This window comes from Maricaulis maris MCS10 (assembly GCF_000014745.1).
GTDB lineage: Bacteria > Pseudomonadota > Alphaproteobacteria > Caulobacterales > Maricaulaceae > Maricaulis > Maricaulis maris_A.
In genome coordinates, this window is the sequence record NC_008347.1 from 3,086,701 (window position 1) to 3,101,401 (window position 14,701).

The window sequence follows — 14,701 nt, forward strand, 5'->3', positions numbered from 1 at the left end:
AATATCAGTCGGTTCGCGCTAGTGCGCGGCAACGGCCTGCATGGCTTCATACTTGGCGACGAGGGCAGCGGCTTGGTCGCGCTCTTCCTCATCCTTCGCCGCAGTCACGTCTTCACGTGCGTCGGACAGGTCCCGAGCCAGCTTCTCGGTATCAATGTCGGCAACAGCAATCGCCTCTTCGGCCAGGATAGTCAGGCCGGCGGCGGTCACCTCGGCAAAACCTCCATGGATGAAGGTGCGCGTTTCCTTGCCATCATCAATGACAGTGATCGCGCCGGGGCGGATCACCGACATGAACGGTGCGTGGTTCGGCAACACGCCGAAATCACCCTCTTCGCCCGGCACGACAACCTGGTCGACATTGCCGGCGAACAGGCGACGCTCCGGAGAGACAAGATCAAAATGGAGTTTGTCGGCCATGGGTCCACCCTTCGATAATCCGCGTCCGTCTAGCAGGTAATCCGGGGCTTGTGGACCCCTTTCCTTCAGCCCGCGACAGCGCCCCGACTGCGGCTTTACTGGCAGTCCGCAATACCGCGCGTCACCGCCTGCCAGAGGTCGGCGACCGCCCGGTTCCGAACACCTTCGATCCTTATGGTCACATCAGCGCCACTGAATGCGTCGACCGGCAACTCTACAATCTGGCGGACGTGAATCGGGTAGGGCGGAATTTGTCGCAGAGGCTGGGCACCGGCAACAGGGCCAAGTGGCAATGCAGGCTCGGCGGCAAGCCGGTTGCGCCAGTCCCCGACAGTCGGACAGTCATGCTCCCACACGACCTGTACTTGGCGCATGCCTTCCAGGCCAGGCTCAAGCGCCACAAGGCCCGGGAACGCAACCGCGTCTCGCCGTGGCAAGTCCTGCGCCGATATCCCGCGCTCGCGCAGGTCTTCGGCAATGGCGGGACCGTCGAATGTGCGCACGGCGAGGTCATGAAACGCGTCGGGTTGGGCCGACAGGCGGGCACTTCGGAAGACCCACTCACACCTGTCCGTCGAGATCTCGCAAAGCTGCACGAAGCTGGCCTCGAAGCCTTCATTCCAATACCCAGTCGAGCGGGTTGTTCTCGGCCCATCTTCGACACGTCGCCAGCCGCTCCGATCCAGCCCGGCTGCGTAAGTGGCATCGCGTTCGGACAGCGCGCTGGCGCGAACCCAGGCCGACCAAGCCTGCCACAAGTCCTGGCCGCGATAGCCATCATGATCGACCTGGGCAGCTTCCGGGCCCGGTGGGGGCGGCGGAGGTGGCGATGCGGTCCCTGCCATCAACGCAACCAAGACTGTCATGAACATGTCGCTCCCCTCCGGTCACCGGCCTCGCTCGGGCCGACAGAAGGCTGCCCGGTTCGAACCCAAAAGAAAAGGCCAGCCCCCGGGGGAGCTGGCCTTTTTACTTGATATGCCGGAAGGGCCTATCCTATGCGGCTTCAGCAGCCAGCTTCTCGGCCTTCTTCACAGCGTCTTCGATGGTACCAACCATGTAGAACGCGGCTTCCGGAAGGTGGTCATACTCACCGTCACAGATCGCCTTGAAGCCCTTCACCGTATCCGCAACCGGCACCTGGATGCCCGGCGAGCCGGTGAAGATTTCGGCGACGTCAAACGGCTGCGACAGGAAGCGCTCGACCTTACGGGCGCGGGCCACGGTCAGCTTGTCTTCTTCCGACAGCTCATCCATGCCCAGGATCGCGATGATGTCCTGCAGGGCCTTGTAGCGCTGGAGGATTTCCTGGACGCGGCGGGCTGTACCGTAGTGCTCTTCACCAACGATGCGCGGCTCGAGGATACGAGACGTGGAGTCGAGCGGATCAACAGCCGGATAGATGCCCTTTTCCGAGATCGCACGGTTGAGAACCGTGGTCGCATCGAGGTGGGCGAAGGTGGTGGCCGGAGCCGGGTCGGTCATGTCATCGGCCGGCACGTAAACGGCCTGAACCGAGGTGATCGACCCCTTGGTGGTAGAGGTAATGCGCTCCTGCAGGGCACCCATGTCGGTGGCCAGCGTCGGCTGATAACCCACGGCGGACGGGATGCGGCCCAACAGAGCCGACAGCTCAGAACCAGCTTGGGTGAAGCGGAAGATGTTGTCGACGAAGAAGAGAACGTCCTTGCCCTCTTCATCGCGGAAATACTCAGCCTGGGCGAGACCGGACAGGGCAACGCGGGCACGGGCTCCCGGAGGCTCGTTCATCTGGCCGAAGACCAGGGCGCAACGCGAACCTTCCGTGGAACCATCATGCTCCTTGGGGTCCTTGTTCACACCGGATTCGATCATCTCCCAGTAGAGGTCGTTACCTTCACGGGTCCGCTCGCCGACACCGGCGAAGACCGAGTAACCACCGAACAGCTTGGCGATGTTGTTGATCAGTTCCTGAATCAGAACCGTCTTGCCAACACCGGCGCCGCCGAACAGGCCAATCTTGCCGCCCTTGGCGTAGGGGCAGAGCAGGTCGACGACCTTGATGCCGGTCGGCAGGACTTCCGCTTCCGTGGCCTGCTCGTCAAAAGACGGGGCGGGACGGTGGATCGGTGCTTTCATCGTGTGCGGAACATCACCGGCTTCATCGATCGGCTGACCGGTGACGCTCATGATACGGCCGAGTGTGCCCGGTCCGACCGGAACCATGATCGGGCCGCCGGTATCCGTCACGACCGTGCCGCGCTGCAGACCTTCGGTCGCGTCCATGGCGATGGTGCGGACGGTGTTCTCGCCGAGGTGCTGGGCAACCTCAAGCGTCAGCGTCTTGTCATCATTGGTGGTTTCAAGCGCGTTGAGAATGTCCGGCAGGGTGCCGTCAAATTCAACGTCAACGACAGCGCCGGTAATCTGGACGATGCGGCCTTGGGATGTGCTCATAGCGGGTGTTCCTCTGCCTAGAGGGCCTCGGCGCCGGAGATGATTTCAGTCAACTCCGTGGTGATCTGCGCCTGACGCGTGCGGTTATAAACAAGGTTGAGTTTGTCGATGAGTTCGCCGGCATTGCGCGTGGCATTATCCATCGCGGCCATCTTGGCACCCATTTCGCCGGCAACATTTTCCAGCAGGGCGGACAGGATGACCGTGTCGGCATAACGCGGCAGCAGCACGTTGAGGATGGTTTCCTCATCCGGTTCGGCATCGTAGACGGCACCGCCCAGATCCGGACGTTCAACGCCTTCATCAATGGCGTCGATCGCCGGGATGAGGACTTTGGCACGCGGCTTCTGGGAGATGACCGAGACGAACTCAGCCGAAACGAGTTCGCAAACATCGAACTCGCCATTCTCGAACATGTGGCGGATCTTGTCGCCAATCCGGACCGAGGTGGCACCGGTGATGGTCTTTTCGCCAGACAATTCCATCTTGTCGACGATCAGCGAGGCAAAATTACGCTTGAGCTGGTCAGCGCCCTTCTTGCCCACGCAGATGACCTTGACGTCCTTGCCTTCGGCCTTCAGCGCATTGATGCGCTCGCGGGCCTTCTTCACGATGTTCGTGTTGAAGCCGCCGCACAGGCCGCGGTCTGCGGTCATGACCACAAGCAGATAGGCGTCCGACTTGCCGGTTCCGACCAGAAGCGGCGAAGCCCCCGGTGTGCCCGACATGGCGGTCGACAGATTGGCCATCACGGCCGCCATGCGCTGGGCATAGGGGCGCGCGGCTTCCGCTGCTTCCTGCGCACGGCGCAGTTTCGCTGCGGCGACCATCTGCATCGCCTTCGTGATCTTCTGCGTCGACTTGACGCTTCCGATCCGGTTTTTAAGGTCCTTAAGGCTCGCCATCAGGCACTCCTCAGCGGTTGATCTCGATCAGGTTCACGCGAAATGTTCGGTGAACTTGGCGAGGGCCGCCTTCAGCTGGCTTTCGCTGTCGTCGGTCAGCTTCTTCTCGGTGCGGATGGACGCCAGCAGCGCAGCGTGCTCGCCGTGCAGGTGACGCAGCAGGTCCGCTTCGTAGCGCTGGACGTCGCTGGTCGGCAGCTTGTCGAGATAGCCACGCGTACCGGCGTAGATCACGCAGACCTGTTCTTCCATCGACAGCGGCGAGAATTGCGGCTGCTTGAGAAGCTCGGTCAGGCGCTGACCCCGGTTCAGCAATTTCTGTGTAGCGGCGTCGAGGTCCGAACCGAACTGGGCGAAGGCCGCCATCTCGCGGTACTGGGCCAGTTCGCCCTTCATCTTGCCGGCAACCTGCTTCATGGCCTTGGTCTGGGCAGCCGAGCCAACGCGCGACACCGACAGACCCACGTTCACAGCCGGGCGGATGCCCTGGTAGAAGAGGTCGGTTTCCAGGAAGATCTGACCGTCGGTGATCGAGATCACGTTGGTCGGGATATAGGCCGACACGTCATTCGCCTGGGTTTCGATGATCGGCAGGGCCGTCATGGAACCCGAACCGTTCGCCTCGTTCAGCTTCGCAGCACGCTCGAGGAGACGGGAATGAAGATAGAAGACATCGCCCGGATAGGCTTCGCGGCCCGGCGGGCGGCGCAGAAGCAGGGACATCTGACGATAGGCAACAGCCTGCTTGGACAGATCATCATAGACGATCAGCGCGTGCATGCCGTTGTCCCGGAAATACTCGGCCATGGCACAGGCCGTGAACGGTGCCAGGAACTGCATCGGAGCCGGGTCCGAAGCGGTGGCCGCAACGATGATGGTGTAATCCAGTGCGCCATTTTCCTCGAGCGTCTTCACGATTTGGGCGACCGTGGAGCGCTTCTGGCCGACGGCGACGTAGATGCAGTAGAGCTTGGCGCTCTCGTCATCGCCTTCGTTGATGGCTTTCTGGTTGAGGATGGTGTCCAGCGCAATCGCGGTCTTGCCGGTCTGGCGGTCACCAATGATCAGCTCGCGCTGGCCACGGCCGACCGGGATCATGGCGTCAATCGCCTTGATACCCGTTGCCATCGGCTCGTGAACCGATTTACGCGGGATGATGCCCGGCGCCTTGACGTCAACGCGGCGGCGCTCGGCAACGCCCTTGAGCGGACCCTTGCCATCGATCGGCTCACCGAGACCGTCAACGACGCGGCCCAGAAGACCCTTGCCGACGGAGGTATCCACGATCGAGCCGAGACGCTTGACGGTATCGCCTTCCTTGATGCCCCGGTCATCGCCGAAGATCACGCAGCCGACATTGTCGCGCTCGAGGTTCAGGGCCATGCCCTTGATCCCGCCCGGGAACTCAACGAGCTCACCGGCTTTCACCTCATCGAGGCCATAGACACGTGCAATACCGTCACCGACGGACAGCACGCTACCAACGTCCGAAACTTTCGCTTCGGCGCCGTAATTCTTGATTTGATCCTTGAGGATCGCAGAGATTTCTGCGGCACGGATGTCCATGGACCTAGGCCTCTTTCATCGCGGTCTTCATCCCATCCAGCTTGGAGCGGAGGGAAGAGTCGAACATGCGGGAACCGACCTTGACGATCAGTCCGCCCATCAATTCAGGCCGTACTTCCGTACGGACCTCGATTTCGCGCCCGAAGGCACTTTTCAGCGAAGCCGCCAGGGCTTCGGTCTGTTTCTTGGTCAAAGCGGCCGCGGTCTGCACATCGGCAGTCACGACACCTCGGTCGGCGGCAGCCAGCGCGGCGTAAACGCGCGCCAGGTCACCCAGATCACCGGCGCGACCGTTTCGTGCAGCAACGCCAAAGGCATTGGCCGTCAGGACGTTGAACTTGGCCTTCTTGGCCAGCGCCGAGAGAATACCGGCCTTGACCTCGACAGCGTGCAGCGGCGAGGCCAGCGCGTCAGCCAGTTCCGGGGATTCAGTCAGCATGGCGCGCAGGGCTGCGAGATCGGCCTCGACAGCTTCCGCAGCACCTTCGGATTTCGCCAGCTCGAACAACGCGGTCGCATAGCGGCCCGCGGCTTCGGCTGTCATGGCGTCTTCGCCGGTCTTCACCGTGACGTCACTCTCTAGCTGGATCAGCGCTCATCAATTTGTCGCGAACGACATAAACGCTTGATGTTCAACGATATAAGAAACGAGGCTTACCGTGTTGCACTGCAAGCCCCTCAGGTTCGGCGCTGCGATAGCACAGGGGGGAGCGGGCAGCAAGCCACTGGCACCGGGTGTTTCAGCGTACGGACGCAATCTGCTGCGACACAAATCGAGACACGGCACCCCGGCCTTTGCCCATCAGGTGTCCGGATCACCCTCGGTCCGCGACCGCCTCGCGAAAATATTCAATGTTTCGACCAGGAGCGAAAAAGCGATCGCGAAGTAGAGATAGCCGCGCGGAATGTGGAATCCCAACCCGTCGGCAACGAGTGCCACACCGACCAGGAGCAGGAAGGACAGGGCCAACATCTTCGTCGTCGGATGGCGTTCGATAAAGGTGGCGACCGTGGTGGCAGCCAGCAACATCACCCCCATGGCTATAACAACGGCAGCAATCATGATCGGCACCTCATCCGTCATGCCGACCGCTGTGATCACCGAATCCAGGGAGAAGACAACGTCAATCACAACGATCTGGGCGACAATTGTCGCGAATGCAGCATGAACGGAATTGCCCGCGTGTTGGCCGGGACCTTCGACGGCGTGATGTATCTCCAACGTGCCCTTGCCAAGCAGGAAAAGCCCGCCGGCAACGAGGATCAGATCGCGCCAGGAATAGCCATGCTCGAAAATCTCGAAGAGCTCGGTTTCCAGCTTCGTGATCCACACCAGCCCAAACAGCATCACGACACGGAAGACCAGTGCCATCCCAAGACCAAGTGCCCGCGCCTTGGCGCGGTCTTCTTCCTTCAGTCGCGATGCCATCAACGCCACGAAGATCACATTGTCGATGCCCAGAACGATTTCCAGAAAGGTCAACGTGGCGAGGGAAAGCCAAATCTCAGGAGATGCGAGCAGATCCAGCATGATAAATATTCCCTCGTTGTGAGAACACTCTTTGCCTCCGGGTCTGGAGGCGCGGCGATCAGATGAAGCTATAGGGTTCGACGTCGATTGACACCCGCACCGATGGGGGTGTCTTCACGCGCTTCGACCAGGCCCGAAGATAGGCGGAGATGTCGATTTCCTTGTCGGCGCGCACCAGGATACGGCGTCGGTGCCAGCCGCGGATCATCGCGCGTGGTGGTTCGGCGGGCCCCCAGATCTCGACCCCTTCGGAATTGGGCGCCTTGGCGGCGTAATCATTCGCAACCCGGTCGACCTGTTCGGGATTCATCGACATGAAGCCGATTGCGGCGAGACGGCCGAAGGGGGGCAGCCCCAGCGATTCGCGGACCATCGCCTCCATTTCCAGGAAAGCGTCTCGGTCTCCGGCAATCAGGGCCTGGATGGCATCGTGCTCCGGCTGATGGGTCTGCAGCAACGCCCGGCCCGGCCGGTCAGCCCGCCCGGCCCGACCCGCGACCTGGACCAGGGTCTGGAAAGTCCGTTCGCCGGCACGCGGGTCACCACCGGCCAGGCCCAGATCGGCATCGACTACGCCGACCAAGGTCAAACCAGGAAAATTATGCCCCTTGGCGGCGATCTGGGTGCCGACGAGAATGTCGATCTCACCCCGTTCCATGGCCGCAACAATCTCGGCCCCGGATCGACTGTCGGACGAATAGATCTCTACGCTCGCATCCGGAAAGGTGAGCTTCGCCTCTTCGGCGACCCGCTCAACGCCCGGTCCGATCGAGGTCAGGCTGTCTTGCGCATTGCAGGCCGGACAATGGGCCGGCTTTGGCATGGAAAATCCGGTGACATGGCAGACCAGGCGGCCAGTGTAACGATGCTCGACGAGATAGGATTGCGTATCTGGAGACACCATGCGGTGGCCGCAGGTCCGACACAGGACCAGCGGCGCATATCCCCGGCGATTGAGGTAGAGGAGGCATTGCTCGCCCCGCTCCAGCGTGTCGCGGACCGCTTCGATCATGGGCGGCGACAGCCAGCGCCCCGTCTCGGCCGGATGCTCGCGCAGGTCGATCGTGTCGACTTCCGGCAAAACGGCTGCGCCGGGACGGGCGGCCAGTCGGACATGAACATAGCGCCCGGCCAGCGCATTGGAGAGACTCTCAAGTGACGGGGTTGCCGAGGCGAGAATGACCATTGCCCCCTCTATCTTTGACCGCACCACAGCCAGATCACGGCCCTGATAGGGCAGGCCCTCATCCTGTTTGTAGGTCGGGTCATGCTCCTCATCGACAATGACCATGCGGAGCTTGGGAAATGGCAGAAACAGTGACGAGCGAGCCCCGACCACGATCCGCGCCCGCCCCTCTGCGACCTCGCGCCAGGCCCGGCGCCTGGCTTTGGGGCTGGCGCCGGAGTGCCACAATGCCGGTTCGACTCCGAAGCGAGCCTTGAAGCGCGAAAGCACCGCCTCGGTGAGGGCAATCTCGGGCAGCATGATCAGGATTTGCGCCCCGGGTTCGCGGCGGAGCACCTCGGCAATCGCCTCGAAATAGACTTCCGTCTTACCAGAGCCCGTGACCCCGTCCAGCAGCGCCGCCTGGAAGCCACCAGCACGAACAAGACGGCGCAAAACCCCCGCCGCTTCGGCCTGCATCATCGTCAGCGTCAGACCTTCACGCTCCGAGTCGGGCAGACCGAAGGGTGGATCAACCGGTCGCGTCAGTTCGGCAAGTGCCCCCGATTTCGCGAGGCCCTTCACGACCGACGCCGTGACGCCGGCTTCGCGGGCAAGGTCGGCAGCGCTGGCCTCGTGCAGCACCTCGACAGCATCAAGAACGCGACCCCGCGCATCGGTCATACGGTCTGGCTCGCCGCTGCCACGTCGATACACAGTTTCCGTCGGAGAGGGTTTGAGGGCATCTCCCGAACGCAGGACCGAGCGCAAGACGATCCCGGGCGACTGGACCAGATAGCGCGACAGCCAATCGACAAAGAGGCGGGTACCCTCCGGAAGGGGCGCCCCGCCGGCTGGCTCCTCCACCTGCTTTAGCGCCCGCTCGCCCGGGCCCGGCTTGACGGCCCAGACCACGCCCCGCGCCGCGCGCTTTCCCAACGGAGCGACGACATGGTCTCCCGGCTGCAGACACATCTCCGGTGGCACCAGATAGTCAAACGCCTCTGGCAAAGGCAGCGGAAACAGGATGGAGACGCGATACGGGCTATCTTCGGTCACGGTCGGGGCCTGCGGCATGGGCGAAGGTTTGAGGGCTTGATTCTTATGCGACTATACCGGTCCAGCCGCATTCATTCGCCGACCCACCTCATGTTTTGTCTGCGCCGGCGCCGTCGGTTTGCATATCGTAAACCGAATACCCCAACAGTGACCGCTCAAACCGAGAGAGACAATGACCATGTCCGACAATACCGCCCAATCCGATACGGACATGATCCGGGAGTTTCTGATCAGTAATCCGGATTTCGTCCGCGAAGATGCCGAGCTGTTTTCGCTGATTGTCGAGACCGATCGCGATGACGGCGCTATCGACCTGGGTGCGGCGGCGCGGGACAAGCTTCGTCATGAGATCAGGCAACTGAAGTCATTGAACGAGTCAATCGTCGAGACCGCCCGCGCCAATCTGGCCACCCAGTCACAGATCCACATGGCCGTGCTCGCCCTGCTGGAAGCCGAGTCGCTGGCTGGGCTGGACAAGAAGATGTCCAACCGGCTCACCGGCGCACTTGGTGTGGACGTTTGCCGAGTACTGATTGAGGGGCACGCCCCAGTGCAGGCTGCCGAATCGATTCTGGGTGCCGCCAGCGGTTTTGTGGGCGATGTTCTTGGCGACCATGTCGAACTGCTGGGCCCGGTCGATCCCGCGAACGCGCACGCCCTGTACGGCCAACAGGGCGCGCGGGTCAGTTCGCAGGCCATTGTGCGGCTGGATTTCAACGGGCAAGACGGGCTGATGGCCCTGGCGGCACGCGACGCCCACCTGTTCCAGTCCGGACAGGGGACGGAGCTTCTCAATTTCCTCGCCCGGGCGGTCGAGCGAATGGTGGTCCAATGGCTGCACCAGACCTGAAAACGCCCTGGACCGACGCACTTGCTGCATTCCTGGCCCACCTGTCCGGCGAGCGGCGACTGTCGCCGCGCACGCTGGACGCCTACCAGCGCGACCTCGATAACTTTGGCGCATTCCTGTGTGAGCATCACGGGCGCCTGCCCGATCTGATGACGCTGGGCGACCTGTCGTCGCGGGACTTTCGAGCCTATATGGCGTCGCGCCGCCGGGACGGATTGTCGGCAAGGTCACTTGCCAGGGCGCTATCGGCGATACGCACATTCTTTGATTATGCCAAAAGGCGGTGGGGGGTCGACAATGCGGCCTTGTCTCTCGTCGAAAGCCCGAAGCTGTTACGTTCAGCGCCGAAACCGGTCAGCGAATCGGCGGCGAAGTCGCTGCTCGCAGAAACCGGCGCCAGAGGAGGCCCGGATTGGGTTTCGGCACGAGACAATGCCGTTCTCTTGCTATTATACGGCTGCGGCCTGCGAATCTCGGAAGCCCTGAGCCTGACCGGAAATGATCTTCCGATCGGCGATACTTTGCGCATCGCCGGAAAAGGCAACAAGACGCGAATAGTTCCGGTTCTGCCTGCTGTCGCCGAGGCCATTTCACAATATGTCGCGCTGTGCCCGTTTGCGACAAAGGATGATGCCGCCCTTTTTCGGGGCGTTCGTGGCGGCAACCTGTCTGCCCGCAGCGTCCAGGCCTTGATGCAGGAATTGCGCGGCCGGCTCGGATTGCCCGAAACGGCAACGCCACATGCCCTGCGTCATGCCTTCGCGACACACCTCCTGGCCCATGGCGGTGATCTGAGGGCGATCCAGGAATTGCTAGGACACGCCAGCCTCTCCACCACGCAGATCTATGCCGACGTGGAGAGCGCCCGACTCCTCAGCATTTATGACGGGACCCACCCGCGCGCGCGTCGGCGGTAAGCCCCTATCCAAGCCCAAACAGGCCGCGGAATGCTCCCTTGCCTGCGGCACCAATTCTTGTTACTTTGTTTTTCAAAGTTCTTGAGGGTTTATGATGGCAGAACAATCCGATCTCGAATTTCTCCGCGATGTCGCCGCCAGCGGACAACACGCCCCCTCCCTGAGCGGCCGCTTTTTTGTCTGGTGGGGCGGTCTGGCCGCTCCTGCTCTTCTGGCGCACTGGTCCATCATGACCGGGCTCATTGGCGTGCCCGGCCAATTCGTCGGCCTAGTCTGGCTGGCATATGGCGTGATCGGCATGATCGGCTCGGCGCTTTTGGGTCGCAGCCTGCGCGGCAAACCCGGGCGCGGTGCGGTCAATAATCGCGGCGAGGCGGCTGCCTGGCGCGGCGTGACCTGGACTGTCGCCGCATATGCAATTGGTGCAGTCATTGCCAACCTGCTTGGGCGTGGCCATCCGATCCTGTTCGACACAATCCCCTTGGTCGCATTTGCCGGATATGGGCTTTCATTCCACATCAGCGCCCAATTGGGCGGCGCCCGCTGGATGCACGGGACGGCCGTCCTGGCTTGGCTCGCCAGCGGCGTCGGCCTCAGCCTGACCGGCACGCCAGGCCTCTATCTTTTTTCGGCGGCCACAGTCGGCCTGCTGGCCATCATTCCAGGAGTAGTGCTACTGCGCAGGGAGCCGGCGGCGGAGGCCGGATGAATGGCTGACAGTTTCGACGCGACAAATCTTGATGACGTGATTCACGGCAAGCTGCGACTGGCCGTGATGGCCTATCTGTCGGCGACCAGTGAAGCGACCTTTGGTGAGATCAAGACGCGCACCAACGCGTCCGACGGCAATCTTTCGGTTCACCTTCGAAAGCTGGAAGAAGCCGGCTATATCGCCATCGAAAAAAGCTTCGTGGACCGCAAACCGCAGACCCGCGCGTCATTGACGGAATCCGGCCGAACCGCCTGGCTGCACTATCTCGATCAATTGCGGTCGCTGATACAGCCCTGACCCCCGGCGGCGGCCCTGCCGGTGCGCACTCAGGGCTTGGAGCGGTTCGGTGTGTGGTGCCAGGCGATCACGTCATGGCCAGCATCATCGGAACACCGGGTTTCGCCCTGAACAAAGCCCGCTTTTTCGAGCACACGGTGAGAGGCGTCCCGGTCATCGCGCGTGTGAGCGACTACCGATGTCACACGCTCATGCGTATAGGCCCAGTCGAGCAATGCCATCACCCCTTCAGTGGCAAGCCCTTGTTCGCGATAGGACGTCAGCATCGAGTATCCGATTTCGACGGCACCATCGGCATCCGGCGCGCCTTTGAATCCGCCGGTCCCCAGCAGCCTGTTCATCACTGGCGAGATATAGATCCATGAGTACCAGCCCGTATCCGCCGGTGAGGCACGGAGCCGGTCCCGGGTCCACTCCATGGTCTGCTGATCCATCAATTCCGGGGGCCAGGCCGGTTCGGGATCAACGCCGAGCAAACGGAAAAAAGCCGCCCGATCTTCAAGCTGCGTGGTTGCAAGCTCTTGATTGAGCGCCACAAGCCGCAAGCGCGGCGAAGCGATTTCGATCAGCTTCGGCATCAGCGTGTAATCCATGACCCCAATTGTTCAGACCTGCCCGACTCGCCCGCACACGATCAGACACCCCATCCTATCGCGCCTCGGCCCGGCCGCCTACTCCTGCCTTGGCAAGGATCGCCGACTCACACCGAAATCACGACTACCCCCTGATCGCCTACCCCCGCGACATTGTGATGACGTTTATACTGGGGATGACGCAAAATCACGTCATCCGGCTGGCGGGCGGGTCAGGACTGCATTGTCCAGCCTTCGACACCCATCGCGGCCTGTCGGATGGCCTCGGTCAGCGTCGGGTGAGGATGGCAGGTTCGGGCGATGTCTTCAGATGCCGCCCGAAACTCCATAGCGACGCACAGCTCGCCTATCATTTCACCAACATTGGCGCCGATCATGTGGGCGCCCAGAATTTCGTCGGTTTCGGCGTCGGCAAGGATTTTCACAAATCCGTCGGTTGCATGATTGGTGCGCGCTCGTGAATTGGCCTGGAAGGGAAACTTGCCCTTCTTGTACTTGCGGCCTGACTTTTTGAGCTCATCCTCGGTGAGCCCGACGCTGGCAATCTCCGGAGCTGTGTAAACGACGCCCGGGATAACACCGTAATTCACATGCCCCGCCTTGCCGGCAATTCGCTCGGCGCAGGCGACACCTTCGTCCTCGGCCTTGTGCGCCAGCATAGGTCCGTGCGTGCAATCACCGACGACCCAGACATTCTCAGCCGAGGTCCGGTATTGATCATTGGCAATGAAGCCGCGCTGGTCTGTCTCGATGCCAACCGTTTCCAGCCCCAGCCCGTCTGTGAAGGGGCGGCGACCGATACACACCAAGACTGTGTCGGCTTCGATCGTTTCTGCTTCGCCCCCAGCGGCCGGTTCCAGTGTGACGCCCAGCCTGTCACCGGAAGTGTCCACACCGGTCACCTTAGTGCCCAGCTTGAAGTCCATGCCCTGCTTGGCAAAAGTCCGCTGCGCCGTCTTGGCGAGCTCGCTGTCCATGCCTGGCAGAATTCGGTCGAGATACTCGACCACCGTCACCTGCGCACCCAGCCGGCGCCAGACCGAACCGAGCTCCAGCCCGATAACGCCGGCGCCGATCAGAACGAGCTTGTCGGGCACTTGCTCAAGCGCCAGAGCGCCGGTTGATGAGACAACCCGCTTCTCGTCGATGGTTACGCCTGGCAGGGGGGTCACTTCCGACCCGGTGGCGATGACGATATTTTTCGTCTCAAGCGTCGACTTGCCGCCCTCGGCGTCGACTTCGACCTTGCCCGGTCCGGCAATCCGACCGCGCCCACGGATATATTCGACGCCGTTCTTCTTGAAGAGGAATTCAATCCCCTTCGTCAGCCCATCGACCGCTTCGTCCTTTTGCCCGAGCATGGCATCGAGATCGAGTTCGATCGCCCCGGTCTTGATGCCGAGGTTGGCGAACTGGGAGCCGGCCACTTCGTATAACTCAGAGGCATGCAGCAACGCTTTTGACGGAATGCAGCCGACATTCAGACAGGTGCCGCCCAGCGTGCCACGCATCTCGACGCAGGCCGTCTTCAAGCCAAGCTGTCCGGCACGAATGGCACAATTATAGCCGCCGGGGCCGCCGCCAATGATTACGATATCATACGTGTCGGACATGCTCGCCTCGCTCTGTTTGCCGCCATTGCGGCCTTTGAATTCTATATGCCCCTGCCGGGGGCCCTGTGTTAGGGGGTTAAACGTCGCTGCTGCAGCTGATCAACCGGCTTTAATCACGTGGCGGGGCAAGACCCCGGCTTGTCGAAGCAAGATCATGACAATCAGCCCGACCATGAGCAGCCCGTTCACGACCCAATCCGCAGGCTCGGAGGTGGATGCTGCCCAGAAATCGTAAATCGAGTTTGACGAGTAGACGACCCACCCCGTCAGATCAAAGACCATCGCGGCGGCATAAACCGGCAAGGCCGCGGCAAACCGGCCGATCAGAAGCACGGTACTCGCCGCATAGCAGGTGGCGTTCGCCACGGTAAGCAATACGAGGAACGGTCCCATGGACTCGACGATGATAATCAGACTCGGGTCAATACCTGCCGATATCGCATCCCCGAACTTGATCGCCAGGACGTCCGCGGCGGACATGATCTGATTGATTGCCCAGGCACCAATGCCAAATGCCAGCAACCACCTCGCCACGACCAGCCCCGATTTTACTGTCACATCCAGGCCCCTCGTGCCAAGCGCATTCCGTGCCGTCCAAGCTTGGCGAGCCGGAGCCATGCCGTCAAATCCGCGCAAG

The 14,701-nt window shown here is 61.8% G+C and carries 15 protein-coding genes; 4 read left to right on the plus strand and 11 right to left on the minus strand.

The features are described from left to right. Window positions 1–18: 18 nt before the first annotated feature. From MMAR10_RS14440 to MMAR10_RS14475, 8 genes are all read right to left on the minus strand, one after another. Window positions 19–420, minus strand: a complete 402-nt coding sequence (locus MMAR10_RS14440; RefSeq protein ID WP_011644725.1) for a F0F1 ATP synthase subunit epsilon — start codon at window positions 418–420, stop codon at window positions 19–21. Between the two features lie 95 nt (window positions 421–515). Next, entirely contained in the window at window positions 516–1,292 is a 777-nt protein-coding gene (locus MMAR10_RS14445) for a hypothetical protein (RefSeq protein WP_011644726.1), read from the minus strand. A 124-nt stretch (window positions 1,293–1,416) separates the two neighbouring features. After that, complete coding sequence (atpD, locus tag MMAR10_RS14450) at window positions 1,417–2,856, minus strand: F0F1 ATP synthase subunit beta (protein ID WP_011644727.1); 1,440 nt, start codon at window positions 2,854–2,856, stop codon at window positions 1,417–1,419. 17 nt (window positions 2,857–2,873) lie between these two features. Next, window positions 2,874–3,761 carry a F0F1 ATP synthase subunit gamma gene (locus tag MMAR10_RS14455; protein ID WP_011644728.1) on the minus strand — a complete coding sequence of 296 codons (888 nt, stop codon included), beginning with the start codon at window positions 3,759–3,761 and terminating at the stop codon, window positions 2,874–2,876. Window positions 3,762–3,794: 33 nt separating this feature from the next. Continuing rightward, the gene (atpA, locus tag MMAR10_RS14460) at window positions 3,795–5,327 is read right to left on the minus strand and encodes a F0F1 ATP synthase subunit alpha (RefSeq protein ID WP_011644729.1); all 1,533 of its coding nucleotides are present in this window, start codon (window positions 5,325–5,327) and stop codon (window positions 3,795–3,797) included. 4 nt (window positions 5,328–5,331) lie between these two features. Continuing rightward, window positions 5,332–5,871: a F0F1 ATP synthase subunit delta gene (locus tag MMAR10_RS14465; RefSeq protein WP_011644730.1), complete on the minus strand. Its 540-nt coding sequence runs from the start codon at window positions 5,869–5,871 to the stop codon at window positions 5,332–5,334. Between the two features lie 258 nt (window positions 5,872–6,129). Next, a complete protein-coding gene (locus MMAR10_RS14470) occupies window positions 6,130–6,858 on the minus strand; it encodes a TerC family protein (RefSeq protein WP_011644731.1) in 729 nt (242 codons plus the stop codon). 58 nt (window positions 6,859–6,916) lie between these two features. Beyond that, window positions 6,917–9,100, minus strand: a complete 2,184-nt coding sequence (locus MMAR10_RS14475; RefSeq protein WP_011644732.1) for a primosomal protein N' — start codon at window positions 9,098–9,100, stop codon at window positions 6,917–6,919. A 154-nt stretch (window positions 9,101–9,254) separates the two neighbouring features. On the opposite strand from MMAR10_RS14475, the gene MMAR10_RS14480 reads away from it, so the two are divergent. From MMAR10_RS14480 to MMAR10_RS14495, 4 genes are all read left to right on the plus strand, one after another. Next, window positions 9,255–9,932 carry a DUF484 family protein gene (locus MMAR10_RS14480; RefSeq protein ID WP_011644733.1) on the plus strand — a complete coding sequence of 226 codons (678 nt, stop codon included), beginning with the start codon at window positions 9,255–9,257 and terminating at the stop codon, window positions 9,930–9,932. Further along, a complete protein-coding gene (locus tag MMAR10_RS14485) occupies window positions 9,914–10,849 on the plus strand; it encodes a tyrosine recombinase XerC (protein ID WP_011644734.1) in 936 nt (311 codons plus the stop codon). The genes MMAR10_RS14480 and MMAR10_RS14485 overlap by 19 nt, the downstream gene beginning before the upstream one ends. Before the next feature lie 94 nt (window positions 10,850–10,943). Further along, complete coding sequence (locus tag MMAR10_RS14490; protein ID WP_011644735.1) at window positions 10,944–11,558, plus strand: hypothetical protein; 615 nt, start codon at window positions 10,944–10,946, stop codon at window positions 11,556–11,558. Then, window positions 11,559–11,858 carry a winged helix-turn-helix domain-containing protein gene (locus tag MMAR10_RS14495; RefSeq protein WP_011644736.1) on the plus strand — a complete coding sequence of 100 codons (300 nt, stop codon included), beginning with the start codon at window positions 11,559–11,561 and terminating at the stop codon, window positions 11,856–11,858. 29 nt (window positions 11,859–11,887) lie between these two features. Here the strand turns inward: MMAR10_RS14495 and MMAR10_RS14500 are convergent, their stop codons facing one another. The 3 genes from MMAR10_RS14500 to MMAR10_RS14510 all read right to left on the minus strand — a co-directional run bounded on the left by MMAR10_RS14500 (window position 11,888) and on the right by MMAR10_RS14510 (window position 14,700). Continuing rightward, on the minus strand, window positions 11,888–12,451 hold the full coding sequence (locus tag MMAR10_RS14500; RefSeq protein WP_011644737.1) for a GNAT family N-acetyltransferase: 564 nt from the start codon (window positions 12,449–12,451) through the stop codon (window positions 11,888–11,890). 212 nt (window positions 12,452–12,663) lie between these two features. After that, on the minus strand, window positions 12,664–14,064 hold the full coding sequence (gene lpdA / locus MMAR10_RS14505) for a dihydrolipoyl dehydrogenase (protein ID WP_011644738.1): 1,401 nt from the start codon (window positions 14,062–14,064) through the stop codon (window positions 12,664–12,666). Between the two features lie 99 nt (window positions 14,065–14,163). After that, complete coding sequence (locus tag MMAR10_RS14510; protein ID WP_150099801.1) at window positions 14,164–14,700, minus strand: hypothetical protein; 537 nt, start codon at window positions 14,698–14,700, stop codon at window positions 14,164–14,166. Window position 14,701: the final 1 nt, after the last annotated feature.

Bases quoted from the DNA above. Each gene is read 5' to 3' on its own strand.
- atpD (WP_011644727.1), bottom strand. From the start codon at position 2,856: ATGAGCACATCCCAAGGCCGCATCGTCCAGATTACCGGCGCTGTCGTT.
- MMAR10_RS14500 (WP_011644737.1), bottom strand. From the start codon at position 12,451: ATGGATTACACGCTGATGCCGAAGCTGATCGAAATCGCTTCGCCGCGC.
- MMAR10_RS14480 (WP_011644733.1), top strand. From the start codon at position 9,255: ATGACCATGTCCGACAATACCGCCCAATCCGATACGGACATGATCCGG.
- MMAR10_RS14475 (WP_011644732.1), bottom strand. From the start codon at position 9,100: ATGCCGCAGGCCCCGACCGTGACCGAAGATAGCCCGTATCGCGTCTCC.
- MMAR10_RS14495 (WP_011644736.1), top strand. From the start codon at position 11,559: ATGGCTGACAGTTTCGACGCGACAAATCTTGATGACGTGATTCACGGC.
- MMAR10_RS14445 (WP_011644726.1), bottom strand. From the start codon at position 1,292: ATGTTCATGACAGTCTTGGTTGCGTTGATGGCAGGGACCGCATCGCCA.
- MMAR10_RS14465 (WP_011644730.1), bottom strand. From the start codon at position 5,871: ATGACAGCCGAAGCCGCGGGCCGCTATGCGACCGCGTTGTTCGAGCTG.
- MMAR10_RS14485 (WP_011644734.1), top strand. From the start codon at position 9,914: ATGGCTGCACCAGACCTGAAAACGCCCTGGACCGACGCACTTGCTGCA.
- MMAR10_RS14470 (WP_011644731.1), bottom strand. From the start codon at position 6,858: ATGCTGGATCTGCTCGCATCTCCTGAGATTTGGCTTTCCCTCGCCACG.
- atpA (WP_011644729.1), bottom strand. From the start codon at position 5,327: ATGGACATCCGTGCCGCAGAAATCTCTGCGATCCTCAAGGATCAAATC.
- lpdA (WP_011644738.1), bottom strand. From the start codon at position 14,064: ATGTCCGACACGTATGATATCGTAATCATTGGCGGCGGCCCCGGCGGC.
- MMAR10_RS14455 (WP_011644728.1), bottom strand. From the start codon at position 3,761: ATGGCGAGCCTTAAGGACCTTAAAAACCGGATCGGAAGCGTCAAGTCG.
- MMAR10_RS14490 (WP_011644735.1), top strand. From the start codon at position 10,944: ATGGCAGAACAATCCGATCTCGAATTTCTCCGCGATGTCGCCGCCAGC.
- MMAR10_RS14440 (WP_011644725.1), bottom strand. From the start codon at position 420: ATGGCCGACAAACTCCATTTTGATCTTGTCTCTCCGGAGCGTCGCCTG.